The organism is Pseudoxanthomonas sp. PXM02 (genome assembly GCF_014851805.1).
Lineage (GTDB): Bacteria > Pseudomonadota > Gammaproteobacteria > Xanthomonadales > Xanthomonadaceae > Pseudoxanthomonas_A.
Map to the genome: position 1 here is coordinate 1,095,681 of NZ_JACVAK010000002.1, position 25,317 is coordinate 1,120,997.

Here is a 25,317-nt window from a genome sequence, read left to right on the forward strand (position 1 = left end):
GTGGGAACGCGTCGTTTGCAGCGGCAGATACCGCGCTCGCCCCTCATCCGTCCTCCGGGCACCTTCTCCCCGCCTGGCGGGGAGAAGGGAGCAACAGCGGTCAGATCCCGCCCAGGAACTCCGCCACCGCCGGCCCGAACCGCTCGAAATCCACCAGGAAGGCGTCATGGCCCTGCGGCGACTCCAGCGGCAGGAACTCCGCCTGCGCCCCGCCGGCCGCCAGGCCCTCGGCGATCTGCTGCTGTTGCTGCAGCGGGAACAGGATATCGGTGGTGGCGCCGATGGCCAGCGCCCGCTGCACGCGGATCTTCGCCAGCCCCTTCACCACGTCGCCGTCCGCCCGCTCTTCACCGGCATAGTCGGCCAGATCGAACCAGTCCATCGACCGGCTGAGATAGAGATAGCAGTTGGGGTCGAAGCGGCGCACGAAGCGGCGTGCATGGCCTTCCAGATAGCTTTCCACCTGGAATTCCAGGCCGAACGGTTCCTCATCCGGACGATCCGATTCCAGCCGCACGCGGCCGAAGCGGCCATCCCATTCAAGCGCCGAGCGGTAGGTGATCACGCCCAGCTTGCGGGCCATGCGCATGCCGGATTCCGGATACGTCTCGTCGTCGTACTGGCCGTGGTTCCAGTTGGGATCCAGCCGGATCGCCTCGCGCTGCAGCGAACGGATCGCGATGGAGAACGGCAACGCCTGCGCGCTGCCGGAGATGTTGATGTGCGTGCGCGCGGCACCGGGATGCAGCAACAGGTAGGCCAGCGCCGTCATGCCGCCCATCGAGTTGCCGATGATGCAGGCCAGTTGTTCGACGCCGAGCCCGCGCACCACGTCGAACGCCGCCTTGGCGCCGTCTTCCACCGACAGCTCGGGGAAGTCGAGGCGGTACAGCGCGCCGGTATCCGGATTGATCGAGGCAGGACCGGTCGACCCTTTGCAGCTGCCCAGCGAATTCACGCAGATCACGAACCAGCGGTCGGTGTCGATCGGCTTGCCCGGACCGAGCATCGCCTCCCACCAGCCTTCGGCTTCGTTGCCGGCATTGCGTGCGGCATGCGCGTCCGGCGACAGGCCGGTGACGATCAGCACGGCGTTGTCGCGGCGTTCGTTGAGCGTGCCCCAGGTCTCGTACGCCATCCGCGCGCCATGCAGCGCGCCGCCGCGTTTCATGCGGAACGGCGAGGGCAGGGGATGGAAGCGGGTGCCGGGGGGGATGAATTCGGTCATCGGACAAGTGTAGCGATCCGGGGGACGCTATTCGCCCTGCCAGCGCAGTCCGACGCGGACGGGCAGGTGGTCGGAGCCGATATCGGGACCACGTTCCGCGCCGGTTTGCGCGAAGCCGGACGAGACCAGGACGTGATCGATGCCGATGCCGAACACGCCCGCCCCCTCGCTAGGGTACGTCGGCGCCCCGCCGGTGGTGCGGCGCAGGGCGCGCATGTCCGCACCCAGCAAGGCGCTGGACCAGGGGGTGGCATTGAGATCGCCGGCCACGATCATCGGCTCATTCGTGGCCGATACCGCCAGTTCGCGCATCAGCTTGTCGCGTGCGCGGTACTTGCGCGTGGCCATCGGCGGCTTGGGGTGTGCGGCGACGAAGCGGACGCGATGTCCGTCGATGTCCAGGCCGGCCTCCATCCGCAACGCGCCGAGACGATCCTCCACCAGCCGCACGTCGTGCAGGGGTCGGTCCGACAGGATACCCAGGCCCGGAGGCGATACGAGCGGATGCAGCGCGCGATGCGCGAATCCGCCGTAGCTCCGTCGTGCCAATGGGTCCGCATAGTCGGGGGACAGTTCGGTCAGCACGACGATGTCGGCAGGTTGGTGTTGCAGCCAAGCGAGGAGCGCGGCAGGGTCGCGTTGGCGGATGTTGACGTTGGCCACCGCCATCACGAGATCCGGTGGTCCTTCCGAGCGTGGCGCCTTGGGGCTGGCGGTGAACCACGGCAATGCCAGCAGCGGCAGGCAAAGCAGCCAGCGCCTGTCGCGCAGCGCCCCGATCCCGCAGGCAATCAACCACGCCAGAACGTAGAGCGGCTGCCAGTGAGCGAACAGGTCCAATGCCCAGCCGAGGGACCCCTGACCGGGCATTCACGCGCGTTGCAGGGGCAGCAGCAAGCCGAGCAGGGCGGGCACGGCGATCCACGGAGCGAGCCGGGACAGGTTGCGTGCGAGGCTCATGCGGCAGGCGGGGATTGGATCATCGCTGAAGTTTAAGAGACGACGCCACGCCATGCAGGCGCCGCGCATGTGGCGCTACCCGCGATGCGTGATCGACATCCCTCGCCCTGCGAAGCGGCGAGAGGGTGCCCGGAGGGCGGGTGAGGGGCGAACGGAGTAGAGATACTGACGTTGCGATCAGCGTCAACGTGCGTCTAGAGGGGGGCGAAGGGCTCGCGCGAAGAGCGCCCCTCATCCGCCCCCGGGCACCTTCTCCCCGCAGGCGGGGAGAAGGGATCGACACACTGCGCCTTACGGCACCACGCGATCGATGGTCAGCGTGTAGGTGTTGCCGGCCTTGACGTCGGCGGTGACGGCTTCGGCTTCCAGGTCGCCGGATTGCGCGGTGGGGCCGTTGCCCTTGGCGATGCGGGCGACCAGTTGCACCTGCGGGAGTTGCGAGAGCTTCAGCGTGGGCATCGGGCTGTCGCCGTCGCCCAGCGGCACGGTCACCGGGAACGCGGACACCGGCAGGCGCTTGGCGGCGACCGGCATCGGCGGGCCGTCCATCTGGCGGGCGAACACGAACAGCGTGTCGTCGGGCGCCAGCTTGTCCTTCAGCGCGGGCGCCAGGTCCACCGTCACCGTCAGCAGGGCTGGCGGGGCGTCCGCGGCCGACGTGGGCGCGGTGTCGGCCAGGGGCGGCAGGCCGGCGTCGGCGCGGGCCTCGTTGATCTGCGTGCGCAGGGTGGCGGCGGTGTTCGGATCGACCTTGGCGAGCAGCGGCTCCCACGTCTTCGCCGCTTCCGCGTGCTTGCCTTCCTGGCGCTGCGCCAGGCCGACGAACCACAGCGCACGCTGGTGATCGGGATTGATCGCGATGGCCTTGTCCAGCAGCGCGATGGCCTGCGTATCCAGCTTGCGCTCGGCGTTGTTGAACAGCCGTGCCTGCGCTGCTTCGACCAGCAGGTCGGCGTCGGTGGGCAGCAACTGCACCGCGCGCTCGAACGCCTTCTGTGCGTCGTCGTAGCGCTGCAGGGCGGCGTAGGACTTGCCGAGTAGGCGCCAGCCTTCCGGTTCGTTCGGCTGCTTCTTCAGCTCGGCTTCCAGCTGCGCCACCGCCTCGTCCAGCGTGGCCGGCATGGGCGTGGTCGCCTGCGGCTCCAGCGCGGCCGGGGTGCCGACCACGCGGTACAGCGCGAACGTGGCGATGCCCAGCGTCGCCACGCCGGCCAGCACCAGCGTGCGCGCATCGCGCCGGAGCGGCCACAGCACCGCCAGCAGCACGGCCAGCGACAGCACGATGGCGAGGATCACGAAAGCGGTCATCACCACTCCTGGTCGGTGTCGTCGGTGGCGGGCGCCGGCTGCTTCGCGCGCTTGGCCACGATCAGGCCGACCCACACGCCGCCGGCGAGCAGCAGGAACAGCGGGCCGAACCAGAGGATGTAGGTGCCGGGCGCGACGTCGGGCTTGTACAGCACGAACTCGCCGTAACGGTCGACCAGGAAGCGCTTCACCTGTGCGTCGTCCTTGCCCTGGCGCATCAGGTCCAGCACCTCGCGACGCAGGTCGTGCGCGATCTGGGCGTTGGAGTCGGCCAGCGACTGGTTCTGGCACATCACGCAGCGCAGTTCGGCAGTGAGCTTGTGGAAGCGGACTTCCTCGGCGTCATCGCGGAACTGCAGCGGGGTGGGATCGCTGGCCTGCGCGAACACGGGCGCGGCGGTGGCGACCAGCATCGTCAGCAGCAAAGCGCGCAGCAACGCGGGCAGGCGAAGGGTCATGGCGCGGCTTCGATCTTTTCCAGCGCCGGAATCAGCTGGTGGTCGATGATGGCCTGGTCGATGGCGCCGACATGCTTCCAGCGGATGATGCCCTTGCCGTCGACGAGGAAGGTTTCCGGCGCGCCGTAGATGCCCCAGTCGATCGCGGTACGGCCTTCCAGGTCGGCGACGACCATCATGTACGGATTGCCGAACTGCTCCAGCCAGCGCAGCGCGTCCTCGCGTTCGTCCTTGAGGTTGTAGCCGATGAAGCGCACGCGCTTGGTCAGCGCGAACTGCGTCAGGATGGGGTGCTCGACGCGGCACTCGGGGCACCAGCTGCCCCAGACATTCATCACGTAGGGCTGGCCGGCGAGGTCGGCGTTGGTGACGCGCTTGGCCGGGTCGTGCAGCAGCGGCAGATCGAAGGCCGGTGCCGGCTTGCCGATCAGCGGCGACGGCAGCGCGTCGCGCCCGGCGCGGTCGGACTGCGACACGCCGTAATACAGCAGGCCCATCAGGCCGACGAAGAACAGGCCGATGATGACCAGCGCGAACGTCAGCGCACCGCGCGAGCGCGGCGGCGAAGGCGGGAGTTCGGAAGCGTTGTTCATGCGGGACGCGCCTCGGATTTCTTGTGGTTCCGGAACCGGCGGTCGGCGGCGGTGACGAAGCCGCCCAGCGCCATCAGCGCAGCGCCGAGCCAGATCCAGCGGATGAAGGGTTTGATGTGCACGCGCAGCGCCCAGGCCCCGTTGCCGAGCGGCTCGCCGATGGCGACGAACACATCGCCCAGCAAGCCCGGTTTGATACCGGCTTCGGTCATCACCTGGCCGCCACTGGCATAGGCACGCTTCTCCGGGTGCAGCAGCGTCACCGGCTTGCCGTCGCGCAGGATCTGCACATGGCCGCGGTCGGACAGGTAGTTGGGACCCTGGGTTTCATCGACGCCCTGGAAGTGGAAGCCCCAGCGGCCGACTTCGACAGTCTGGCCGGGTTTCACCGCCAGTTCGCGCTGCACGTTCAAGCCTTCGACCAGCAGTGCGCCGACCAGGAACACGGCGACGCCGGTGTGCGCCAGCGTCATGCCGAGCATTTCGGGCGTGAAGCGTCCGTTGGCGCGCAGGCGCTGCCAGAGGAAGCGCAGCGTGCCCAGGCCGACCCAGGCCGCACCGAGGATGCCGGCGGCGACCTTCAGCTTGCCCTGCGGCGCCATGAAGTACGCGATGACGGCGAGCACGAGCGACAGACCGGCCCACGGCAGCAGCATCGCGAACGGCTTGGCCAGGTTGTCGCGCTGCCACTTGGTGATCGGCCCGAACGGCACCAGCGCCACCAGTGGCGCCATCAGCACGATGAAGAGCAGGCTGAAGTAGGGGGGGCCCACGGAGATCTTGCCGAGGTCCAGCGCGTCGGCGATCAACGGATACAGCGTGCCCAGCAGCACCATCGCGCAGGCGGCGGTCAGCAGCAGGTTGTTGGCCAGCAGTAGCGTCTCGCGCGAGCTGGCGGCGAAGTACGACTTCTCCGATTCGCCATCGGCCAGCTGAGGCGCGCGCAGCGCATACAGCAGCAGCGAGCTGCCGATCACGAGGCCGAGGAAGATCAGGATGAAGACGCCGCGGGTGGGGTCGGCGGCAAAGGCATGCACGCTGGTGATCACGCCGGAGCGGACCAGGAAGGTGCCGAGCAGCGACAGCGAGAACGCGGCGATCGCGAGCAGCAGGGTCCAGCCACGGAACGCACCGCGCTTCTCGGTGACCGCCTGCGAATGGATCAGCGCCGCGCCGACCAGCCACGGCATGAAGCTGGCGTTCTCGACCGGATCCCAGAACCACCAGCCGCCCCAGCCGAGTTCGTAGTACGCCCACCAGCTGCCCAGCGCGATGCCCAGCGTCAGGAAGCCCCAAGCCACGTTCGTCCACGGCCGTGTCCAGCGCAGCCAGCGCGCATCCACGTGGCCATCGAGCAGGGCGGCGATGGCGAACGCGAACGGGACCACGAAGCCCACGTAGCCGACGTACAGCAGCGGCGGATGGATGATCATCCCCGGGTCCTGCAGTAGCGGGTTGAGGTCGCGACCTTCGCCGGGCGACGGCAACAGGCGGACAAAGGGATTGGAGGTGAAGATCAGGAAGGCGAGGAAGCCGATGGCCACGATGCCCATCACGCCCAGCACGCGTGCCATCACCACGTCGGGCAGGCCCCGCGAGAACAGCGCCACGGCGCCGGTCCACAACGCGAGCACCAGCGCCCACAGCAGCAGCGAGCCTTCGTGCGAGCCCCACACCGCGGTGTAGCGGTAGACCATGGGCAGCAGCGAGTTGGAGTTGTCGGCCACGTACTTGACCGAGAAATCCTGCGTCACGAACGCCACCGTCAGCGCGATAAAGGCCAGCATCACCAGCCACAGCTGCGCGTACGCCGCCGGGCGTGCCACGTCCATCCACGCGGCCTTGTTGCGCTGTGCGCCGGCCAGCGGCAGCACCGCCTGCAGGACCGCGACCAGCAGCGCGAGGATCAGCGCGATTTGTCCGATTTCAGGGAGCATCAGGAATCCATTGCCTCGTCCCGGAACGGGAGTGGGTGAAAACACGGATCGGGCGGGCAGCGTCGCCGGTGGTCGGGCGCACGCGCGGGACAGGCGCGACGATCAATACGCCGACTCCGCCGGCGTGGCCTGGACGTCGTGCTTCTGGTGCGCCTTGCCCATCTTGTCGGCGACTTCCTTCGGCATGTAGGCCTCGTCGTGCTTGGCCAGCACATCGGTGGCGACGAACACGCCGTCCTGCATCGAACCCGTCGCGACCACGGCCTGCCCTTCGCGGAACAGATCGGGCAGGATCTTGTCGTAGCGCACGGTCAGCTGCGCATCGCCGTCGGTCACGCCGAACTGCGAGACCAGCGAACCGGGTTCGCGCTTGAACGAGCCTTTCTCCACCATGCCACCGAGGCGGAAGCGGGATTCGCCCGCTTCGCCGCGCAGTACTTCCGCCGGGGTGTATAGGTAGGCCACGTTGCGCTGCAGGGCCATCGCGATCAGCGCGGTGGCGATGCCCGCCACCACGACGGCGAGCAGTACGAACAGCAGGCGACGGCGTCGAACGGGATTCATCGGTCAGCGTTCCAGGTCGGCGGGGGCGGCACTGCGGCGCGCATCGCGCGCCACGCGTTGGCGGACGGCGCGAAGTTCGCGGCGTATCTGCAGGCGCGGCGCCAGGAAGTCCCAGCCCAGCACCACGGCGAACACGGCGTAGGCGCCGATGACGTATTCGAGGTAGCTCACGGCGTGGCCTCCTTCGCGGCGGCCAGTTTCGCCACCCAGTCCTTGCCGGCCTCGCGGCGCAGGTTGTCGGCGCGAGCACGCGCCAGCAGCGAACCGGCGAACCAGAACTTCGTTGCGATCACCATCAGCACCAGCGGCAGGATCATGCTGTCGTCAATGCTGGATTCGCCGAACACGCGGATGGTCTGGCCCTGGTGCAGCGAGTTCCACCACACCACCGAGTAGCGGATCACCGGCAGGATCGCCACACCGACGATGGCCAGCAGGCTGGCCGCACGCGCGGCGCTGCGGCGGTCGTCGATGGCGCCGTACAGGCCCATCACGCCGAGGTAGAGGAACAGCAGGATCAGTTCGGTGGTCAGGCGCGGATCCCAGTCCCACCACGTGCCCCACATCGGCTTGCCCCAGATGCTGCCGGTGGCGAGCGTGATGAGGGTGAAGGCGGCACCGGTCGGCGCGCAGGCCATGGCCAGGATCTCGCACAGCTTGATGCGCCAGACCAGCGCGATGGCGGCGTAGAAGGCCATCAGGCCGAACACGAACATGCTCATCCACGCGCTGGGCACGTGGATGTAGAGGATGCGGAAGCTGTCGCCCTGCTGGTAATCGGCCGGGACCACAAACAGTGCCTGCCACAGGCCCACGCCGAGCAACACGATCGCCGCCAGGTAGCACCACGGCGTCCAGCGCGCCGCGAAGCGGTCGAAGTACGGGGGCGAACCGAGTTGGTGGAACCAGCGGACGAGAGGATTCATGCGGCGGCGGTCTTCAGGTCAGGGCGATGCGGATCGCCGCGGCGGCTGCCAGCGGCGCCAGCAGCAGCGAGAGCAGCAGGCCGGCGGCCAGCCAGAGGAGGGCGCCGGAGGCATCCAGCCCTTGTGCGCTGGCGGCGACGGCACCGGCGCCGAACACCAGCACGGGCACGTACAGCGGCAGCGCCAGCAGCGCAACAAGGATACCAGAGCGCCTCATGCCCACTGTCAGCGCAGCAACCACCGCGCCCAGCAGGCTCAGCAATGGCGTGCCCAGCGCGAGCGTGGCCAGCAGCATCGGCAACTCGCTGCGCGGCAGGTGCAGCATCTCGCCGAGCAGCGGTGCCGCCAGCACCATGGGCAGTGCGGTGGTGGCCCAGTGCGTCAGCACGCGGACCAGCACCAGCCACGCCAGCGGAACCGGCGCGAGAATCCATTGTTCGAGCGAGCCGTCTTCGGCATCGCCCCGGAACAGCGTGTCCAGCGACAGCAGTCCGGCGAGCAGCACCGCGACCCAGATCACCGCGGGCGCGACCTTCGACAGCACCAGCGGCGCGGTGCCCAGGCCGAGGGCGAACAGCACCACCACCAGCAGCGCGAACAGCGCAGGCTGCAGCGCGTCGCCACGACGGCGCCACAACAACTGCACGTCGCGTACGACCAGGGCACGCGCGGTCTGGAACAGGGAAGGCGCGGTGTTCATGCCGGACGCTCCATCACCAGCATGCGGGTCTGCACCGGCGGCGCGGCGTAAGCACCGTGGGTGGTCACCAGCGCGGCACCGCCATCGCGCAGGTGCGCGTGGATCATCCGGTTCACCAGATTGATGCCGTCCAGGTCGAGGTTGGCGTAGGGCTCGTCCAGCAGCCACAGCGGCGACGGCGACAGCCACAGGCGGGCGAGCGACAGTCGCTTCTTCTGCCCGGCGGACAGCTGGCGGGCGAGGGCGTCCTCGTAGCCGGCCAGGCCGACCATCGCCAGTGCGTTGCCCGGCATCTGGCGCGCGCGGCGACCGTGCAGACCACAGAGGAAGTTGAGGTTCTCCAGCGTGCTCAGGTCGGCCTTCAGCGCCGGCAGGTGGCCCAGATAGGCCATGGCATGCGCCCGGCGCGAGGGACCTGCCGGCTGGCCGTCGATGTCGATCTCGCCGGCATCGGCGCGCAGCAGTCCGGCCAGCACCCTCAGCAGCGTGGTCTTGCCGACCCCGTTCCCACCCTGTACCAGCAGCGCCTCGCCGGCATCCACGGCGAACGCGAGCGGCCCGAACACCGGTTCGTCGTTGCGCGAGAACGCCAGGCCGCGGGCGGCCAGCAACGGCGGGTGGTGGGGAGCAGCGTCGGTCATCGGATCGGGCGTTCCCGTGAGGGAGGCTGGGGTGTCCAGAGGGCTCAGCCGCCCATTCTAAACGGAGGCGTGCGTCCGGCCGCCTGCGACATACCGTCGCGGCCGTTCAGCCGACCCAATCGGTGTGCGGATCGCCGTCGGCCTGCGGTGGGCGCGGCCACATCATCCGCAGGCGCACGGGGGCTTCGGATTCCCAGAACAGGGTGCCGCCCTGGCCGAATTCGCGTGCCAGCGCGTCGGCCTGGTCCAGCGAGGCATCCAGCACCAGGCAACCGTGTTCGACCATGCCGCCCTGGTTGTTGCAGCCCAACGCAGGATGGAAGGCCAGTTCGAGCGTGTGCAGGCGGGCGTGCAGGCGCTCCTGTGCGGCGTCGTTGAGGTGGCGGGGCGTGTCGCCGGGCGGGGGATTCCAGGCCGTGATGAACAGATAGCGGGAGGCCATGACCTGCCGCTCGACATCCTCGGCGGTCGTGCCGGTGCGGAACAGCCACTCCTGCCGGCCCACGGTGACGAAGTAATGCGCGGCGGCCCAGGCAATGGCCAGCCGCGCGCGTTCCGCGTCGGGCACATCCCCCGTTCCGTTGCCGTTGGCGGGAACACTGTGTTCAGCCATGGCCGCATCATCGCGCGTAACGGCCAGCGCGTACACTCCGTCCTCCCCCTGTCCGAGTACCTGAACCAGGATGTCCCAGCTCCAGACCAAGCTGCCCAAGGTGGGCACGACCATCTTCACCGTGATGTCGCAACTGGCCGCCGAGCACGGTGCGGTCAACCTGGGACAGGGGTTCCCGGACTTCGCGGTGCCGCAGCGGCTGGTGGATGAGCTGGATGCCGCCATGCGGGCCGGACACAACCAGTACGCTCCGATGACCGGCGTGGCACCGCTGCGCCAGGCCATCGCCGAGAAAGTGCTGCGCTGCTATGGCCGGGAAGTGAACCCGGACACCGAGATCACCGTGACCAGCGGCGCCACCGAGGCGCTGTTCAACGCGATCCACGCGGTGGTGCGCCCGGGCGAAGAGGTCATCGTGCTGGACCCGGCCTACGACAGCTACGAGCCCGCGATCGACCTGGCCGGCGCACGCGCCGTGCACGTGCCGCTGGACCCGCAGACCTTCGCAGTGGACTGGGACCGCGTGCGCGCGGCGATCACGCCGAGGACGCGCCTGCTGATCGTCAACAGCCCGCACAACCCCTCGGGTGCGATGTTCGACGAAGCTGACATCCGCGCGCTGTCCGCGCTGCTGGAAGGCACCGGCATCTACCTGATCTCGGACGAGGTGTACGAACACATCGTCTTCGACGGTCGCCGCCACGAATCCATCCTGCGTTATCCCGAACTGGCCGCACGTGCCTTTGTAGTGTCCAGCTTCGGCAAGACCTACCACTGCACCGGCTGGAAGATAGGCTACGCCATCGCCCCACCCGCGCTGAGCGCGGAGTTCCGCAAGGTGCACCAGTACAACGTGTTCTGCACGTTCGCCCCGGCGCAGCACGCCTTCGCCGCGATGATCCGGCAGGAACCCGAGCACTACGAACAACTGGGCGCGTTCTACCAGGAGAAGCGCGACCGCTTCCGCGAACAGCTGCTGGGCACGAAGTTCAAGCCGCTGCCGGTGCCGGGCGGTTACTTCCAACTGGTCGACTATTCGGCGGTCAGCGACCTGCCGGATGCCGAGTTCGTGAAGTGGCTGACCATCGAGCACGGCGTCACCGCGATTCCGCTGTCGCCGTTCTACGAGGCTGCGCCGGCGGGACAGCGACTGGCGCGGTTGTGCTTCGCCAAGAACGAAGCGACGCTGGATGCGGCGATCGAACGATTGAAGAAGCTGTGATGAGCGAGTCGGTGCCGATGCAGGATCTGCGCATTTCCCTCGTCCAGGGCGAGACGCGCTGGCATGATCCGGCCGGAAACCGTGACTACTACGGCGGCCTGATCGCACCGCTGGCTGGCACCACCGATCTGGTCATCCTGCCGGAGACCTTCACCAGCGGCTTCAGCAACGAGGCGATCGACCAGGCCGAAGGCATGGACGGTCCCACGATCAGTTGGATCCGCGAGCAGGCCAAGACGCTCGATGCGGCGATCACCGGCAGCGTGCAGTTGCGTACGGCGGAAGGCGTGTTCAACCGCCTGCTGTTCGCGACGCCCGACGGCGCATTGCAGCACTACGACAAGCGCCATCTGTTCCGTTACGCCAACGAGCACAAACGCTATGCCGCCGGTCGCGACCGGCTGACGGTGGAATGGAAGGGCTGGCGGATCAATCCGCTGGTCTGCTACGACCTGCGGTTCCCGGTGTTCGCGCGCAACCGTTACGACGTGGAGCGTCCGGAACAGCTGGACTTCGACCTGCAGATCTTCGTCGCCAACTGGCCTGCACCGCGCGCGTATCCGTGGAAGACGTTGCTGCGTGCGCGGGCGATCGAGAACCTGTGCTACGTGGCGGCGGTGAATCGCGCGGGCACGGACGGCAACGGGCATGAGTACAGCGGCGACAGCGCAGTGATCGACATGCTCGGGCAGCCGGTGGTGGAGTTGCCGGCGGGCGAGGGCGTGGTAACGACGACGATCTCGGCGGAGGCGCTGGCGGCGCATCGGGAGCGGTTTCCGGCGATGCTGGATGGGGATCGGTTCGAATTGCTTTGAGCTGTAGAACCCCTCTCCCTGCGGGAGAGGGGTTGGGGTGAGGGGCGACGAAGTCCGTTGCCCGTGAGAGCCGTTGGTCCGTCCAAGCCATCGCGTTGAACTCCAAGGCCTGTCGGCATGCTCTCTCTTGAGCGCAGGCAGGGTGCCGCTGGCCGCGGGGGCCTTACTTTTCTTTGCTTGTGCAAAGAAAAGTAAGCAAAAGAAACACCCCCCGGCGGTCCGCCCGCCGCTGCGCGGCGGGTTCGCAGTCCCAGCGGGAATTTTCGGACGGGGCATCCTGCCCCGGCCGAAAACGGCGCACGTCCTGTGCGCCGCCCTGCGGGTTTACCCGCCGTGACTGCCGGACCTCAGGGGCCCCGGAAGCCGACACGGAAAAATTCGGTGTGCACGCTTTTGACGTGGCTTCTTGGGTCCCCATGAGGCACGGCGAGGAGGGTGGGTAAAACCCGAAGGGCGCCGTCATGGATGACGGCGTTTCCGTATGGCACAGGGATGTGCCTTACGGAAATTCCCGCCCTGCTCGCGGACCCGGAGCGAAGCGGAGGGCGTGCCGCCTGGGGTGTGTTTCTTTGATTCTTTCTTTGCACAAGCAAAGAAAGAATGCCTCCGCGGCGAGCGGCGCCATCTATGCAGAGAAGAAGAGTCATACCGTAAGGCCATCAAACCAATGGCATCGCGGACGCGGTTCCAAGGATAGGGCGCGAGGAATGCGGACTCCGTTGCCCCTCACCCCAACCCCTCTCCCGATGGGAGAGGGGCTCTAAAGCATCAGCCGCTCTTCTGCGGCAGGATCTGGCACACCGCCTGGCACATCACCAGCATGCGTCCCGCGTCGTCGCGTACTTCGCCAGCGAGGAACAACTGGTTGCGCGTGCGCTCCACCAACTTCGCATGACAGGTGATGTGTGACATCTCCGGCGTCACCGGTCGCAGATACTGCGTGTTGAGCGACGTGGTGACGCTGGGTGGCGCGATCAGGTACGAGAACGGCCCCAGCGTATTGTCCAGCGCCGCCACGATGAAACCGCCCTGCATGTGCCCGATCGGATTCTGGTAGCGCGACAGTACCGGAAAGCGCATCGCCAGCGACTGGCCTTCCACGTACTCCACCGGTTCGCCCTGCATGTCGAGCAGGCAGGGCGGTGGGATCTGCAGGGGCACGCCCGCAGGCAGTCGGGCGCGCAGCAGGGCGTTGATGTCGGTGGCGGTGTCGCTCATCGGGTGAAGCTCAGTTCGAACGAGGTGAAGAACGGCGCCCGCGGCGGCGGAGCGAGTGCGCTGCCGTTGATCTGCTTCTGCACGCAGATCGCCAGCGGGGTGCTGCCTTCGCGCCAGGTACGGACCACCTTGCCGGCAGCATTCAGTTCCGCCACTACCACGAACGGCGAGGTGTCGGCCGTCGGCGTCGCGCAGCCGGCAATGGCGGCCTCCAGCGCAACGCCCTGCGCGTCGCGCATGGCGTCGGCCTCGGCAGCGGGCAGGGAGGCTTCGTCGGCATCCGCGCGCTGCTTGGCCGTCGTGTAGTCGCCGGGCGACTGCGCATGCGCCAGCGAGGCGCAGCACAGGCCGAAGGCAAGCAGGATGTTTCGCATCGTCGTCCTCATGGCGCCTGCGGCGCTTCGATGCGCCAGATCTTGCCGTCGTCTTCGTCGGTGAGGACGTAGACCTTGCCATCCGCGCTGACGCGGACGTCGCGCACGCGCTCGCCGATCTCGTTGAGCAGGCGCTCCTCGCCGACGATCTTGTTGCCGTCCAGGGTCAGGCGGATCAGGTTGCGCTCGGCCAGTGCGCCCAGGAACAGGCTGTTGTTCCACGAGTTGTCAGGTGCGTTGACGAGGAAGGCCATGCCGGACACGCCGGGTGACTTCTCCCACAGGTGGTACGGCTGCTCCATGCCGTCCTTCGCCTTGCCTTCGGCTTCGGGAATCGGCTGGCCGGAATAGTTGATGCCATAGGTGATGGTGGGCCAGCCGTAGTTCTTGCCGGCTTCCGGCAGGTTGATCTCGTCGCCACCGCGCGGGCCGTGCTCGCTCTGCCAGAGCGTGCCGGTGCGCGGATCGCGCGCCATGCCCTGCATGTTGCGGTGGCCGTAGCTGTAGATCTCGGGGCGCGCATCGGCACGGCCCACGAAAGGATTGTCCTGCGGCACGCTGCCATCCAGGTTCAACCGCACCAGCTTGCCCTGCAGCTTGTCGAGTTCCTGTGCGGTGGGGCGCTGGTTGCGCTCGCCCTGGCTGATGAAGACGTGGCCTGCGTCGTCGAACACGATGCGCGAACCGAAATGGTTCGGGCCTTCGAGCTTCGGCTCCTGCCGGTAGATCACCTTGACGTCCGTCAGCACATCACCCGACAGCGTGCCGTAGGCAACCGCCGTACCTGCGGTGCCGTTGTCGCCGGGCTCGGCATAGCTCAGGTAGATGCGCTGGCTGCTGGCGTAGTCCGGTGCGAGCACGACATCCAGCAGGCCGCCCTGGCCGGGGGCGAAGACCTTCGGCACGCCGGTGATCGGTGCGGACACCGCGCCGTCGGCACCCACGCGGCGCAACTGGCCGCTGCGTTCGGTGACCAGCATCGCGCCATCGGGCAGGAACGCCAGGCTCCACGGATGGTCCAGGCCGCTGGCCACGCGCGTGACGCGGATCTGGCCTTGCGCGCTGGCCAGTGTCTGCGCCGGCTGTTCGACGGGAGCAGCCGGGGCTGCAGCCGGTGCCGCGGGCTTCGCGGCGTCGCCATTGGCGGAGGAATTGCAGGCGGCCAGGGGCAGTGCGAGGAGGAGGGCGGTGGCGAGTCGGTGGGGGGCGTGGCGCAACATCGTGTCTCCTGTGAGGGGGAAGTTCAGCGGTAACCGGCGGCCTGCAGTTCGAACAGTTCGGCGTAGCGGCCGCCGGCGGCCATGAGTTGTTCGTGCGTGCCGCTGGCCTCCAGGCGGCCCTGGTCGAGGACCAGGATGCGATCGGCCATGCGGACGCTGGAGAAACGGTGCGAGATCAGCACCGCGGTCCGATTGTCCGACAATTCCTTGAAGCGTTGGAAGACCTCGAACTCGGAGCGCGCATCGAGTGCGGCGGTCGGTTCATCCAGGATCATCACCTGCGCATCGCGCATGTAGGCGCGCGCGATGGCGATCTTCTGCCATTGGCCACCCGACAGGTCGACGCTGTTCTTGAAGCGGCGGCCCACCAACTGGTCGTAACCGCGCGGCAGGCCGGCGATCACTTCGTCGGCCATCGCGCGCGCCGCCGCATCGCGGATACGCGCGTCGTCGTTCATGGCATCGATGCGGCCCACGCCGATGTTCTCGCCGGCCGTCAAGTGGTAGCGCACGAAATCCTGGAAGATCACGCCGATGTTGGCGCGCAGGTCGTCGATGTCGTAGTCACGCAGATCGCGTCCGTCCAGCAGGATACGGCCTTCGTCCGGATCGTAGAGCCGCGCGAGCAGCTTCACCAGCGTGGTCTTGCCGGCCCCGTTCTCGCCGACCAGCGCCAGCACTTCGCCGGCATGCAACTGGAAATCGAGATGGCGCACCGCCCAGCGTTCGGCATCGGGATAGCGGAAGCCGACGTTCTCGAACACGAAACCCTGTGTGATCGGTCGCGGGATCGGTACGGCGTCGGCGGGTGAGGTGATCTCCGGCTCGATCTCGAAGAACGAGAACAGGTCGTCCAGGTACAGCGCCTGGCCGGCGACCTGCGAGAAGCCGATCAGCAGTCCTTCCAGCAATTGGCGCAGGCGCAGGAAACTGCCCGCGAGGAACGTAAGGTCGCCGATGGTGAAATCACCGCGCACCGTGCGCCAGGCGATATAGCCGTACGCGACGTAGTAGCCCAGCGTGCCCAGCGCCGCGAGCACCGTGCCCCACAGGGCACGTCGGCGAGCCAGCGCACGGTTGGCGAGGAAGAATTTCTCCGCCAGTCCGCGATAGCGCTCGATCAGGAACCGGTGGAGGTTGAAGATCTTCACCTCCTTGGCCGTTTCCACGCTGGCGCCCATCTGGCGCAGGTATTCCAGCTGCCGACGCTCGGGTGTCCACTGGAAGTTCAGCGAGTAGCCCAGCGCGTTGAAATGCGCTTCGCCGACGAAAGCGGGGATCAGCGCCAGTGCCAGCAGTGCGATCAGCCAGGGCGCATACACCAGCAGGCCGGCCGCGAACGCGACGACGGTGATCGCGTCCTGCACCTGGCCGAACAGCTGGCTCATCAGGTTCATGCGCCCCATCGTCTGGCGGCGCGCGCGATCGAGCTTGTCCTGCAGGTCGGGGTCTTCGAAGTCCTCCAGGTCCAACGTGGCGGCGTGCTCCATCAGCCGCACGCTGGTCGCATTGGTGAACAGTTCCGACAGCAGCGCATCGGCATAGCTGATCAGCCGGCCGAGCAGGTCGGAACCGATGGCGAGTGCGAACTCCAGCGCCAGCAGCGTCGCCAGCGTGTCGAGCTGTCCGCTGCGCCACGCCTCGCCCAGCGAACCGAAATCGAGGCCCAGCCCGACCAGGCGGATGGCTTCGTCGATGATCAGCTTGGCGATGTACAGCGTCACCACGGGAACGAACGCCCGTATCAGCCGCAGCCCGAGGCTTGCCAGCGTCAGGACGCGGCTGGTCTGCCAGATCTGGCGCAGGAACGGCCCGAGGTTGCGCATCGCATCGAAGCGCTCGCGCAGGTTGGGCGTGGGATTGCGTGCGGGCGCGGCGTGCGGGGAGGGCGACGACATGGCGGGATTGTGCCCGTTCACGGCGTTGCCGTCAGTGAAGGCAAGGGCGCGTGGTGCCTGCCTTCACCTCTGACTGTCATCGCATTGCAATGGCGGGACCCAGCGGCTGGATGTCGAGCGGCTGGCCGGCTTCGACGCGTTCGCCGCCACGCACGATCAGGCGGTCGCCGGCGCTGACGCTGCCGCTGACTTCGACCAGTCCTTCCACTTCGGCACCGGTCTTGACCGGCACGCGCTCGGCCTTGCCGGCCGCGTCCACGCGCATGACGAAGTCGCCTTCGCGGCGCAGGATCACCGCATCGCGCGGAACGGCCACCACGGTGCGCGTCTCGGCGCTGGGCAGGCCCACGTCCACCGCGGTGCCGACCGGAATGTCCAGGCCTTGCACGGCGATGCGCAGCTCCAGTTGCCGTGAGGCTTCGTCGCCTACCGGAACCAGCGCGCTGACCGGATAAGTGCGCTCCTGGCCGGCGTTGCGCACGCGCACCTCGGTGCCGGAACCCAGGTGCCGGGCCAGATCGACGGGCGCGCGAACGCGCACTTCCTGCGCGCCCGTGTCCACCAGGCGTGCGACCGAACCGCCGATGACCAGATACTCGCCAATCTGCGTCAGCCGCTCGGCGACGATGCCGTCGAACGGGGCGCGGATCACCATCTGCGTGCGCTGGTGACGGGTCTGCGCCAGTTGCGCCAGCACGCGCGCACGGTCCTGTACCAGCACGTCGCGGTCGGCACGCAACTGCTCGTACTGCGCGCGGGCGATGTTCTGCTCCGCTGCCAACTGCGCGTAGCGCTGTTCCTGCCGGTTGGCGAGTGCCAGTTGCGCCTGGATACGCGCCAGGTCGGCCTGACCTTCCTGCTCGCGCAGGCGTAGCGCGGTGTCGTCGAGCACCGCCAGAGCCTGGCCCCGACGCACGCGCTGCCCGACCTCCGCCACCTCGACGACGCGACCATCCTGTTCGCCGGCCACGCGCGCGTCGCGCCGGCTGATGACGCTGCCCGGCGACCAGTGGCGCGGCGCGAACGCGGTGCGGACGGCGGGCGCAACGCTGACGATGGCGGGTGGCGCATCGACCTTCCCGGTGGGTGCGCTGGCATCGGCGTCCCGTTTCACCAGGGGGAGGGTGAGGACGCCGGCCAGCGCGGAAGCGATCAGCAGTTTGGGCAAGGTACGCATGGGGTTCTCCGGAGCAGGGGTCAGGAAGCGAGCGGGGATGGGACGACGGAAGCGGTATCGGGGGCGGAACGCGGCGTGCGTTCGCCCGCCAGGCGCAGCAGCGCCGGCACCAGCACGACCGTGAACAGCAGGCTCAGGGCGACGCCGCCGACGGACACCGCGGCGAGTCCGCGATAGATCACCGCGCCCGGACCGGGATTGATGGCCATCGGCAGCGCACCGAGGACGCCGGTGAGCGCGGCGATCAGGATGGGTCGCAGGCGCTGGTCGAGCGCCTGCTTCAGCGCGCCGTCCAGTGACGCACCGGCGGCCTGCGCTTCACGGGCCTGCGCGACCAGCAGGATCGCGTTGTTGATCACCATGCCCAACAGCATGATGAAGCCGATCATCGACAGCAGGTCCAGCGTCTGCCCGGCCGCGAGATCCAGTACGCGCAGGCCCGCGACCCCACCCAGCACCGCCATCGGCAGGGTCGCCATGACGAAGGCGCTGTCGCGCAGCGACTTGAACATCGCCGCCATCAGCATGAACAGCACGACCAGCGCGAGCGCGAAGTTCGTGCCCATGCTGCGCACCACTTCGCCCAACCGGTCGGCGCTGCCGGAGATGCGGATCGCGGCGTCGGGCGGCAGCGCATCGCGCAGCGACGGCACGATCTCGCCGTTGACGATGTCCAGCGCCTCTTCCAGCGACATGGCGGCAGGCGGATCGACCGTGAGCGTCACCGTGCGGCGACGGTCGATGCGGCGCAGCTGGTTCGGCGCGAGCACGGTATCCACCTGCGCCAGATCGGCCAGGCTCAGCACGCCGCCCTGCGGCGTCGCCAGCGGCGCAGCGCCGAGGCGTTCGACATCGTCGCCGCGGTTGCTGCGCAGGATGATGGCCAGGCGGCGGTCGCCGTCGAAGTACTCGCCCAGCCATTGGCCGTCGCCGAGTGCGCGCACCACGGTACCGAGTTCCGGGCGGCGCCAGCCGACTTCGGCCAGGCGGCGGTCGTCCGGATTGACGCGAAGTTCCGGTGTGCCGGCATCGGCATTCGGCCAAGCCTGCACGTTGGCGCCAGCGAACCGGTCGGACAACAGCTTGCGCCCGGCTTCCGCCGCACGGGTCAGTGCGTCACCGTCGCCGTGCTGCAGGTGGATGGCGATGGCGCGTGCCGACCCGCCGAAACTTCCGAACAGCTCGCCCTCGCTGGCGAAGGCGCGCGTATCCGGAAACCCGACGACGATCTCGTCGCGGACGATGCGCTCCAGTTCGCCGATGTCGTCCGGATCGACCACGCGTGCGCCCAGCGATCCGCCACCGGGCCACAGGTTGAGATACCAGTTGCTCAGCTGCGGACCTTTCGCGCCATCCATGTAGGGGCGCATGCGCTCCAGGATGACGGGGGCGATCTCGCGGTTGACGCGTTCGGGACTCATGCCGGGTGGGAAGTTGAAGAACGCATCCACCGCCGCGCGCTTTACCGGTGGCAGGTAATCGATCTGCGGCATCAGCAATGCCGCCAGCAGCGCCGGCGCCAGCACGAGACCGCCGACCCACGCCCACTGGCGCCTGCGGCCCGCGGTGACGTGCAGCGCCCAGTCGCTGATGCGCGACCAGGCGCGGTGCTGCGCGGCATCGCCCGGCCGCGTGCGCAACCATGTGCCGGCGGCGGCCGGCAGTACGGTGACCGCGACCAGCAGCGAGATGCCCACGGCGATCGAGATGGTCAGCGCGAGGTCGGCGAACAGCTGGCCTTCCACGTCGTCCATGAAGATCACCGGCAGGAAGACGGCGACCGTGGTCAACGTGGAAGCGACCAGCGCACCGCCGACCTGGCGCGTACCTTCCAGCGCGGCCCGTCCCGCCGGCATGCCTTCCTCGCGCAGGCGCACGATGTTCTCGGCCACCACGACGGCGGCGTCCATCACCATGCCCACGGCGAACGCGAGTCCAGCCAGCGAGATCACGTTGAGGCTGCGTCCGGTCAGCTGCAGCACGATGAAAGTCGCCAGCAGCGAGATGGGAATCGCGCAGGCGATCAGCGCGGTGGCACGCACGTCGCGCAGGAACCACCACAGGCAGCCGATGGCAAGCAGTACGCCGGCGGTCAGGCTGCCGGACAGCAGGCCGAGCGCGCGGTTGATGAACACCGAAGCATCAAAGCTCTGCGCGATGTCCAGCCCGAGCGGCTTGAGCTCCTGCTCGCGCACGTCGGCGACCACGCGCTTCACTTCGTCCAGCGTATCCAGCACGTTGGCACCGCTTTCGCGCAGGATGCGCAAGCCAATGGCGGGATTGCCGTTCTGGTAGGCGAAGAAGCGCTGTTCCGGACGCTTCACTTCCACCGCGGCGACATCGCCCAGGCGCACCGGGCGCCCATCGCGCCAGGCCAGGATCAGGTCGCCCATCGCCTCAGGCGAATAGCGGCCGGCGAAACGCAGCACGTACTCGCGACGACCGGCTTCGACCACGCCACCGGACACGTCGGTAGCGCGTGCGGCGACCGCGGCGACGTCGGGCACCTGGATGCCCAGCGCGGCCGCGCGCTCCAGATCCAGCGTGATGGTCAGCTCGTCTTCGGCGCCACCATTGATCTCCACGCCGGCCACGCCATCGACCGAGGTCAGTCGCGGCACGATGCGATCCTCGATCAGTTGCCGGTAGTCGAGGATGTCGCCCGAGGCGCCGGGCAGCTTCTGCACGAAGAAGTACGTCAACGAGTTGTTGGCATTGTCCGCGCCGGCCTGCACGACGGGTGGCGTGGCGTCGCGTGGCAGCGGCTGCAGGCGGTTCATCCGCGACAGCACTTCCACCAGCATCGCGTCCATGTCGCTGCCGACCGCGAAGGTCAGGTTGATGAAGCTGTTGCCGGCGTTGACGTTGGATGCCATCTCCTCAAGGCCTGGAAGTCCCTGCATGACGGCTTCGATGGGTTCGACGATTTCCGATTCCATCTCCTGCGGCGAGGCCGCGCGCCACGACGTCTGGATCGACATCTGCGGACGTTCGATGTCAGGGAACAGCTGCAGCGGCAGCTTCGTCAGGCTCATCAGGCCGAACGCGCAGACCATCGCGACGACGACCGCGACAGCGGCCGGATTGCGCAGGGAAGCGTCGGTGAGTTTCATCGTGCGGGTCCGCGTGGTGGTCGGCGGTGCGCACGATGCGCGCATGTTTTCTTGCGCTTATGAGCCGGAAGTCATGCGTTGCAAGGGATTGCGGCGAGCGGAGAACGCGGTAAGACGAACCGAGGGCTGAGAATTCGCGTTACACCGGGCAAGCAGTGCTGTTGTGGGAGCGACGTAAGTCGCGATCGCTGTCTGGCGATGCTGTGTCCCGGGTTCGCGACTTACGTCGCTCCCACAGGGCGGAATGCTGGCGTGTGTTAAAGCAGCATCGCCAGCTTGTCCCGATGGCTCCGCGACAGCTTCAGTTCCTGGCCGCAATCCAGACGAAGGAAGCTCTCGCCGTTGGTATGCGGACGCATTTCGATCACACGGCGCGCGTTGACGATGGTGGAGCGGTGGATGCGCGGGAAGCGCTGGGGATCCAGCTGCTTCTCCAGCTCGCGCATGGTGGCGCGCAGGATCAGCGTGTTGCCGTTCGGTGCGTCGCCATCGGTATGGATGCACATGTAGTCGCCGGCGGCGTCGATCCAGCGGATGCTGTGCAGGTCCACGCGCACGGTGCGGCCCCCATCGCGTACGGCGAGCTTTTCCTCGCGCCGCAGCAGGTCCAGTGCATCGGGCTTGAGCGCTTCATCGAGATCGAGGGGCGGGCGGCCGCTCAGTTCGCCCAGCAGACCGAGCAGGTGGGCGCAGTGGCCGCTGGCCTCGCGCTGCGCGCGCGCCTGGCGTACGCGCACCAGCGCCTGTGCGAGCCGGGACTCTTCCACCGGTTTCAGCAGGTAGTCGGTCGCCGACGCCTCGAAGGCGCGGATGGCGTAGTGGTCGTAAGCGGTCACGAAGACCACCAGCGGCATTTCGCTCGCGGGAATCGTGCGCAGGGTCTGGAAACCATCCATGCCCGGCATCTGCACGTCGAGGAACATCAGGTCCGGCCGGTGCTCGCGCAGGCCGGCGATGGCCGATTCGCCGTCGCCGTAGTGGCCGACGATCTCGACGTCAGGATAGGCGGCGAGCCGGATTTCCAGCCCGCGGCGGGCCAGCGGTTCGTCGTCGACGATGATGGCGCGCAAGGGTGCGGAAGCGCTGGCGTCCATGCGTCAGTCTCCCAGCGTCTGCGAGGTTTCGAACGGCAGCCGCAGCGTTACCTCGATACCGCGGTCATGGTTGCGCACCGAGAAGCCGCTCGCTTCGCCGTACAGCACATGCAGCCGTTCACGCGTATTGCGCAGCCCCACGCCCTTGCCGGGCGGCAACTGGTCGCCTTCGAGTGCGCTGCAGCCAGGACCGTCGTCGATCACGCGCAGTACCAGCTGGTCGCCCTCGCGTTCGGCCTCGATCCGCAGCAGGCCGCCGGCAACCTGCTTGGCGACGGCGTACTTGATGGCGTTCTCGACCAGCGGCTGCAGTAGCAAGCTGGGCAGCAGCGCACGCCAGCAGTCTTCTTCGATGGCGGTTTCGATGCGCAGGCGCTCGGCGAAACGGATCTTCTCGATGTCCAGGTACAGCGTCAAGGCGTCCAGTTCCTGCCTCAGCGTGACGCGCTGCATCGGGTCGTTGTCCAGCGAATGGCGCAGGAACGACGACAGGCTCTGCACCATACGGTTGGCGGTGGCGTTGTCGCGATCCAGGATCAGGGTGGAAATGGCATTGAGCGTGTTGAACAGGAAGTGGGGGTTCAACTGGTAGCGCAGCATCTTCAGCTGCGCCTGGTGCGCCATGCTGCGGGCGGCCAGGGCGCGCGCGGTTTCGTCCTGCAATTGCTGGTAGTACTTGATGCCCATGTAGGCGCCCACCCAGGCCAGCAACACGTAGATGTAACCCAGCGAATAGGCGATGAACTCCAGTTGCGTGGCCGGCTTGCAGGTTTCGCAGAAGTCGACCAGCACTTCGCGGGTGACGAAATCGATCAGCGCCGAACTGGCGAGCACCAGCGGGATCATCAGCGCCAGCAGCGGGCGTGGCGGCAGGCTCCAGTAGCGCTTCAGCACGAAGCGCAACCCCAGCGTGACCAGCGCACCCATGGTCGCGGCCGTGGCCGGCACCACCCAGTAACCCGAGGGTTTGCCGTGGGCAACGGCGTACAGGCAGCCCTGGGCGAAGTAGGCGCTCCAGCCTGTCAGGTGCAGCAGCCAGAAGATGTGCTGGCGGGGCAGGGCCAGCGGATGGGAGGTGGCGATGGCCATGATGTCGATCGGGACGCAGGTGGCGCCATGCTAACGCCCCGGTCGCCACGCGCCTGCACGGCTTGTCGGCGGCCCGGCACGCTTGGGCGCATCCGGGGCTACTTCAGCGGTCCCGGCGGTTCACCGTCGCCACCGGACTGCAGGGCAATCGGGAGATGCCACCCATAGGTCACTGCCATCATGCGCAGGCCGAAGCACAGTGCCGCGCCGACGAGCGCGCAGGGGACGACGGGCAACCCCATCCAATGCCCTCCGGCGACGACCAGTGCACCCGCCAGCGCCGCCACCGCGTACAACTCCGCGCGCAGCACCAGCGGCACCTGCGCCAGCAAGACGTCGCGAGCGATGCCGCCCCCGATGCCGGTCAGCATGCCCATGCCGGCGGCCATCGGCGGCGAGATGCCGTACTCCAGCGCTTTCTGCGTGCCGGCGACGGCGAACAGCGCCAGCCCCATCGCATCGAACAGGCGGACGGGGTGGTGGAGCTTCTCGATCAGCGGCACCCAGAAGAACGTCACGATGCCGGCCGCCAGGGAGGTCACCGGATAGCGCCAGTCGCTGAGCGCCGCCGGCGGCGTGGCGCCGATCAGCAGGTCGCGGGTGATGCCGCCGGCGGTGGCGGCGATGAACGACAGCACCAGCACCCCGAAGATGTCGAGGCGGCGGCGCACGCCCAGCGTCGCGCCGCTGAGTGCGAACACGAAGGTGCCGACCAGGTCGAGGAGGAGGACGAGGGTATCCATGCCGGCATTGTGCCGCCGGCATGGCGGCCCTGCGAGCGTCGACCGGTCAGGGCAGGATCGGCTGCATGCCCACGCCCAGCCGGTTCCAGGCGTTGATCGTCGCCACGGCCATCGTCAGTTCGGCGATGCCGTGTTCGTCGAAGTGGTCCTTCAGCGCCTCGTAGGTGGCGTCGGCCGGCGCACCGGACGGCAGCGTGGTGAGCTGTTCGGCCCAGGCCAGCGCAGCGCCTTCGCGCGCATCGAAGAACCGGCTGTCGCGCCAACCGGCGAGCGTGTCGAGCTTGCGCGTCTCCACGCCGGCCTTGCGCAACGCCGTGCTGTGCATGTCCATGCAGTAGGCGCAGCCGTTGATCTGCGAAACACGCAGGAACACCAGTTCCAGGAATTCCTTGCCCAGCGCGCCGTTGTGGAGCGCCGTGCTGGTGGCATACAGGCTGCGGAAGGCCTCGGGGACGTGCTTGGGGTAATCGACGCGGTGGAATTTCATGCTCATGTCAGTGCCTCAATGGCGGCCACGCTGGCCACCTTCACTACCAGGACGCGCCACCGCTGCCGGCCGTGACACTCGCGCCCAATTTGTCCGGGTTGGCCACGGTGTACAGCTCGGTGATGCGGTCGCCGTCGCTCACGGCCACCATCACCGCGACCAGCGCGCCATCGCGATAGCGCAGGATCGCGGGTTCGCCGTTGACAGTGCCCATGCGCCAGGCGATGGCGGGGTCCTGCCGGCGGTAGGCCGCCCAGAACAGCCGTGCGATGCGCACCGCGCCCAGCAACGGACGGATGACCGCCTGTCCCTTGCCGCCGCCGTCGGAGACCAGTTGCGCGTCTTCGCGCAGCAAGGCGGTGATGGCGGGCTGGTCGCCACGGCGCGCCGCCTGCATGAAACGCTCCAGCAGGCGGCGATGGTTCTCCGGGGGCACGTCGAAGCGCGGTCTGGCCGCCTGCACGCGTTCGCGGGCGCGGTGGACCATCTGCCGGCAGTTGGCTTCGCTCTGGCCCAGCAGCGGCGCGATCTGCGCATAGTCGTAGTCGAAGGCTTCCTTCAGCAGGAAGGCCGCACGTTCTTCCGGGCCCAGCCGCTCCAGCACCGCCAGGAAGGCCAGCGAGACCTGTTCGGCGACTTCGGCCGAGTGTTCCGGCGTGGGCGACTCATCGATCTCGGCCGGCTCGGGCAGCCAGGGGCCCGTGTAGCGCTCTCGCTGGATGCGGGCCGCGCGCAGCCGGTCGATGCCCAGGCGGGTGGCTGCGGTGACCAGCCAGGCCTCCGCGTCGCGGATGCCGCTGCGATCGGTCTGATGCCAGCGCAGCCAGGTGTCCTGGACAACATCTTCGGCGTCGCTGCGGCTGCCGAGCAGGCGGTAGGACAGCCCGAACAGGCGGGCGCGGTGGGTTTCGAAGGTGGTTTCGGCGTTCATGCGACCAA

At 68.0% G+C, this 25,317-nt stretch carries 25 protein-coding genes; 2 read left to right on the plus strand and 23 right to left on the minus strand.

The features are described 5' to 3' along the window. Positions 1 to 100: 100 nt before the first annotated feature. The 12 genes from IB225_RS13800 to IB225_RS13855 all read right to left on the minus strand — a co-directional run bounded on the left by IB225_RS13800 (position 101) and on the right by IB225_RS13855 (position 9,928). The gene (locus IB225_RS13800; RefSeq protein WP_192311771.1) at positions 101 to 1,228 is read right to left on the minus strand and encodes a homoserine O-acetyltransferase; all 1,128 of its coding nucleotides are present in this window, start codon (positions 1,226 to 1,228) and stop codon (positions 101 to 103) included. A gap of 27 nt (positions 1,229 to 1,255) precedes the next feature. Further along, positions 1,256 to 2,068, minus strand: a complete 813-nt coding sequence (locus IB225_RS13805; RefSeq protein WP_192311772.1) for an endonuclease/exonuclease/phosphatase family protein — start codon at positions 2,066 to 2,068, stop codon at positions 1,256 to 1,258. A gap of 411 nt (positions 2,069 to 2,479) precedes the next feature. Then, positions 2,480 to 3,496, minus strand: coding sequence for a tetratricopeptide repeat protein (locus tag IB225_RS13810; RefSeq protein WP_192311773.1), 1,017 nt, complete (start codon positions 3,494 to 3,496; stop codon positions 2,480 to 2,482). After that, a complete protein-coding gene (locus tag IB225_RS13815; protein WP_225583874.1) occupies positions 3,496 to 3,909 on the minus strand; it encodes a cytochrome c-type biogenesis protein in 414 nt (137 codons plus the stop codon). Before IB225_RS13815 ends, IB225_RS13810 begins: the two co-directional genes overlap by 1 nt. A gap of 41 nt (positions 3,910 to 3,950) precedes the next feature. Then, complete coding sequence (locus IB225_RS13820) at positions 3,951 to 4,547, minus strand: DsbE family thiol:disulfide interchange protein (RefSeq protein WP_192311775.1); 597 nt, start codon at positions 4,545 to 4,547, stop codon at positions 3,951 to 3,953. Continuing rightward, complete coding sequence (locus IB225_RS13825; protein ID WP_192311776.1) at positions 4,544 to 6,484, minus strand: heme lyase CcmF/NrfE family subunit; 1,941 nt, start codon at positions 6,482 to 6,484, stop codon at positions 4,544 to 4,546. The genes IB225_RS13820 and IB225_RS13825 overlap by 4 nt, the downstream gene beginning before the upstream one ends. A 102-nt stretch (positions 6,485 to 6,586) precedes the next feature. Beyond that, positions 6,587 to 7,048, minus strand: coding sequence for a cytochrome c maturation protein CcmE (gene ccmE, locus IB225_RS13830; RefSeq protein ID WP_192311777.1), 462 nt, complete (start codon positions 7,046 to 7,048; stop codon positions 6,587 to 6,589). Between the two features lie 3 nt (positions 7,049 to 7,051). After that, the gene (gene ccmD, locus IB225_RS13835) at positions 7,052 to 7,219 is read right to left on the minus strand and encodes a heme exporter protein CcmD (protein ID WP_192311778.1); all 168 of its coding nucleotides are present in this window, start codon (positions 7,217 to 7,219) and stop codon (positions 7,052 to 7,054) included. Continuing rightward, the gene (gene ccmC, locus IB225_RS13840) at positions 7,216 to 7,974 is read right to left on the minus strand and encodes a heme ABC transporter permease CcmC (protein WP_192311779.1); all 759 of its coding nucleotides are present in this window, start codon (positions 7,972 to 7,974) and stop codon (positions 7,216 to 7,218) included. Before ccmC ends, ccmD begins: the two co-directional genes overlap by 4 nt. Positions 7,975 to 7,987: 13 nt before the next feature. Further along, entirely contained in the window at positions 7,988 to 8,674 is a 687-nt protein-coding gene (gene ccmB / locus IB225_RS13845) for a heme exporter protein CcmB (protein WP_192311780.1), read from the minus strand. Beyond that, positions 8,671 to 9,315: a heme ABC exporter ATP-binding protein CcmA gene (gene ccmA / locus IB225_RS13850; protein WP_192311781.1), complete on the minus strand. Its 645-nt coding sequence runs from the start codon at positions 9,313 to 9,315 to the stop codon at positions 8,671 to 8,673. Before ccmA ends, ccmB begins: the two co-directional genes overlap by 4 nt. A 106-nt stretch (positions 9,316 to 9,421) precedes the next feature. Then, the gene (locus IB225_RS13855) at positions 9,422 to 9,928 is read right to left on the minus strand and encodes a DUF3293 domain-containing protein (protein ID WP_192311782.1); all 507 of its coding nucleotides are present in this window, start codon (positions 9,926 to 9,928) and stop codon (positions 9,422 to 9,424) included. 70 nt (positions 9,929 to 9,998) lie between these two features. Between IB225_RS13855 and IB225_RS13860 the strand changes: the two genes are divergently transcribed. Continuing rightward, positions 9,999 to 11,150: a pyridoxal phosphate-dependent aminotransferase gene (locus IB225_RS13860; RefSeq protein ID WP_192311783.1), complete on the plus strand. Its 1,152-nt coding sequence runs from the start codon at positions 9,999 to 10,001 to the stop codon at positions 11,148 to 11,150. A 17-nt stretch (positions 11,151 to 11,167) separates the two neighbouring features. Then, complete coding sequence (locus IB225_RS13865) at positions 11,168 to 11,965, plus strand: amidohydrolase (RefSeq protein ID WP_192311911.1); 798 nt, start codon at positions 11,168 to 11,170, stop codon at positions 11,963 to 11,965. Between the two features lie 768 nt (positions 11,966 to 12,733). Here IB225_RS13865 and IB225_RS13870 read toward each other — a convergent pair. The 11 genes from IB225_RS13870 to IB225_RS13920 all read right to left on the minus strand — a co-directional run bounded on the left by IB225_RS13870 (position 12,734) and on the right by IB225_RS13920 (position 25,309). Beyond that, on the minus strand, positions 12,734 to 13,183 hold the full coding sequence (locus tag IB225_RS13870) for a PaaI family thioesterase (protein ID WP_192311784.1): 450 nt from the start codon (positions 13,181 to 13,183) through the stop codon (positions 12,734 to 12,736). Then, complete coding sequence (locus IB225_RS20400; RefSeq protein WP_225583752.1) at positions 13,180 to 13,557, minus strand: hypothetical protein; 378 nt, start codon at positions 13,555 to 13,557, stop codon at positions 13,180 to 13,182. Before IB225_RS20400 ends, IB225_RS13870 begins: the two co-directional genes overlap by 4 nt. 8 nt (positions 13,558 to 13,565) lie before the next feature. Then, positions 13,566 to 14,777 carry a PQQ-dependent sugar dehydrogenase gene (locus IB225_RS13880; RefSeq protein WP_192311785.1) on the minus strand — a complete coding sequence of 404 codons (1,212 nt, stop codon included), beginning with the start codon at positions 14,775 to 14,777 and terminating at the stop codon, positions 13,566 to 13,568. 23 nt (positions 14,778 to 14,800) lie between these two features. Further along, a complete protein-coding gene (locus IB225_RS13885; RefSeq protein WP_192311786.1) occupies positions 14,801 to 16,675 on the minus strand; it encodes an ABC transporter ATP-binding protein in 1,875 nt (624 codons plus the stop codon). A gap of 76 nt (positions 16,676 to 16,751) precedes the next feature. Beyond that, entirely contained in the window at positions 16,752 to 17,852 is a 1,101-nt protein-coding gene (locus tag IB225_RS13890; RefSeq protein ID WP_192311787.1) for an efflux RND transporter periplasmic adaptor subunit, read from the minus strand. Between the two features lie 20 nt (positions 17,853 to 17,872). Next, positions 17,873 to 20,965, minus strand: a complete 3,093-nt coding sequence (locus IB225_RS13895) for an efflux RND transporter permease subunit (RefSeq protein WP_192311788.1) — start codon at positions 20,963 to 20,965, stop codon at positions 17,873 to 17,875. A gap of 257 nt (positions 20,966 to 21,222) precedes the next feature. Next, positions 21,223 to 22,059 carry a LytTR family DNA-binding domain-containing protein gene (locus IB225_RS13900; RefSeq protein ID WP_192311789.1) on the minus strand — a complete coding sequence of 279 codons (837 nt, stop codon included), beginning with the start codon at positions 22,057 to 22,059 and terminating at the stop codon, positions 21,223 to 21,225. Between the two features lie 3 nt (positions 22,060 to 22,062). Continuing rightward, entirely contained in the window at positions 22,063 to 23,148 is a 1,086-nt protein-coding gene (locus IB225_RS13905) for a histidine kinase (protein ID WP_192311790.1), read from the minus strand. 98 nt (positions 23,149 to 23,246) lie between these two features. After that, positions 23,247 to 23,891 (minus strand): trimeric intracellular cation channel family protein, encoded by a 645-nt coding sequence (locus tag IB225_RS13910; RefSeq protein WP_192311791.1) that lies wholly within the window; start codon positions 23,889 to 23,891, stop codon positions 23,247 to 23,249. A gap of 46 nt (positions 23,892 to 23,937) precedes the next feature. Further along, a complete protein-coding gene (locus tag IB225_RS13915; RefSeq protein ID WP_192311792.1) occupies positions 23,938 to 24,384 on the minus strand; it encodes a carboxymuconolactone decarboxylase family protein in 447 nt (148 codons plus the stop codon). Positions 24,385 to 24,421: 37 nt separating this feature from the next. Next, positions 24,422 to 25,309, minus strand: coding sequence for an RNA polymerase sigma-70 factor (locus IB225_RS13920; RefSeq protein ID WP_192311793.1), 888 nt, complete (start codon positions 25,307 to 25,309; stop codon positions 24,422 to 24,424). Positions 25,310 to 25,317 lie beyond the last annotated feature (8 nt).

What these genes read in the sequence shown, in the direction of transcription:
- ccmC (WP_192311779.1), bottom strand. Translation starts at nt 7,974, where the DNA reads ATGAATCCTCTCGTCCGCTGGTTCCACCAACTCGGTTCGCCCCCGTAC.
- IB225_RS13800 (WP_192311771.1), bottom strand. Translation starts at nt 1,228, where the DNA reads ATGACCGAATTCATCCCCCCCGGCACCCGCTTCCATCCCCTGCCCTCG.
- IB225_RS13885 (WP_192311786.1), bottom strand. Translation starts at nt 16,675, where the DNA reads ATGTCGTCGCCCTCCCCGCACGCCGCGCCCGCACGCAATCCCACGCCC.
- IB225_RS13900 (WP_192311789.1), bottom strand. Translation starts at nt 22,059, where the DNA reads ATGGACGCCAGCGCTTCCGCACCCTTGCGCGCCATCATCGTCGACGAC.
- IB225_RS13825 (WP_192311776.1), bottom strand. Translation starts at nt 6,484, where the DNA reads ATGCTCCCTGAAATCGGACAAATCGCGCTGATCCTCGCGCTGCTGGTC.
- IB225_RS13920 (WP_192311793.1), bottom strand. Translation starts at nt 25,309, where the DNA reads ATGAACGCCGAAACCACCTTCGAAACCCACCGCGCCCGCCTGTTCGGG.
- IB225_RS13880 (WP_192311785.1), bottom strand. Translation starts at nt 14,777, where the DNA reads ATGTTGCGCCACGCCCCCCACCGACTCGCCACCGCCCTCCTCCTCGCA.
- IB225_RS13910 (WP_192311791.1), bottom strand. Translation starts at nt 23,891, where the DNA reads ATGGATACCCTCGTCCTCCTCCTCGACCTGGTCGGCACCTTCGTGTTC.
- ccmE (WP_192311777.1), bottom strand. Translation starts at nt 7,048, where the DNA reads ATGAATCCCGTTCGACGCCGTCGCCTGCTGTTCGTACTGCTCGCCGTC.
- IB225_RS13860 (WP_192311783.1), top strand. Translation starts at nt 9,999, where the DNA reads ATGTCCCAGCTCCAGACCAAGCTGCCCAAGGTGGGCACGACCATCTTC.
- IB225_RS13855 (WP_192311782.1), bottom strand. Translation starts at nt 9,928, where the DNA reads ATGGCTGAACACAGTGTTCCCGCCAACGGCAACGGAACGGGGGATGTG.
- IB225_RS13820 (WP_192311775.1), bottom strand. Translation starts at nt 4,547, where the DNA reads ATGAACAACGCTTCCGAACTCCCGCCTTCGCCGCCGCGCTCGCGCGGT.
- IB225_RS13865 (WP_192311911.1), top strand. Translation starts at nt 11,168, where the DNA reads ATGCAGGATCTGCGCATTTCCCTCGTCCAGGGCGAGACGCGCTGGCAT.
- ccmA (WP_192311781.1), bottom strand. Translation starts at nt 9,315, where the DNA reads ATGACCGACGCTGCTCCCCACCACCCGCCGTTGCTGGCCGCCCGCGGC.
- IB225_RS13895 (WP_192311788.1), bottom strand. Translation starts at nt 20,965, where the DNA reads ATGAAACTCACCGACGCTTCCCTGCGCAATCCGGCCGCTGTCGCGGTC.
- IB225_RS13890 (WP_192311787.1), bottom strand. Translation starts at nt 17,852, where the DNA reads ATGCGTACCTTGCCCAAACTGCTGATCGCTTCCGCGCTGGCCGGCGTC.
- ccmB (WP_192311780.1), bottom strand. Translation starts at nt 8,674, where the DNA reads ATGAACACCGCGCCTTCCCTGTTCCAGACCGCGCGTGCCCTGGTCGTA.
- IB225_RS20400 (WP_225583752.1), bottom strand. Translation starts at nt 13,557, where the DNA reads ATGCGAAACATCCTGCTTGCCTTCGGCCTGTGCTGCGCCTCGCTGGCG.
- IB225_RS13815 (WP_225583874.1), bottom strand. Translation starts at nt 3,909, where the DNA reads ATGCTGGTCGCCACCGCCGCGCCCGTGTTCGCGCAGGCCAGCGATCCC.
- IB225_RS13905 (WP_192311790.1), bottom strand. Translation starts at nt 23,148, where the DNA reads ATGGCCATCGCCACCTCCCATCCGCTGGCCCTGCCCCGCCAGCACATC.
- IB225_RS13810 (WP_192311773.1), bottom strand. Translation starts at nt 3,496, where the DNA reads ATGACCGCTTTCGTGATCCTCGCCATCGTGCTGTCGCTGGCCGTGCTG.
- IB225_RS13870 (WP_192311784.1), bottom strand. Translation starts at nt 13,183, where the DNA reads ATGAGCGACACCGCCACCGACATCAACGCCCTGCTGCGCGCCCGACTG.
- IB225_RS13915 (WP_192311792.1), bottom strand. Translation starts at nt 24,384, where the DNA reads ATGAGCATGAAATTCCACCGCGTCGATTACCCCAAGCACGTCCCCGAG.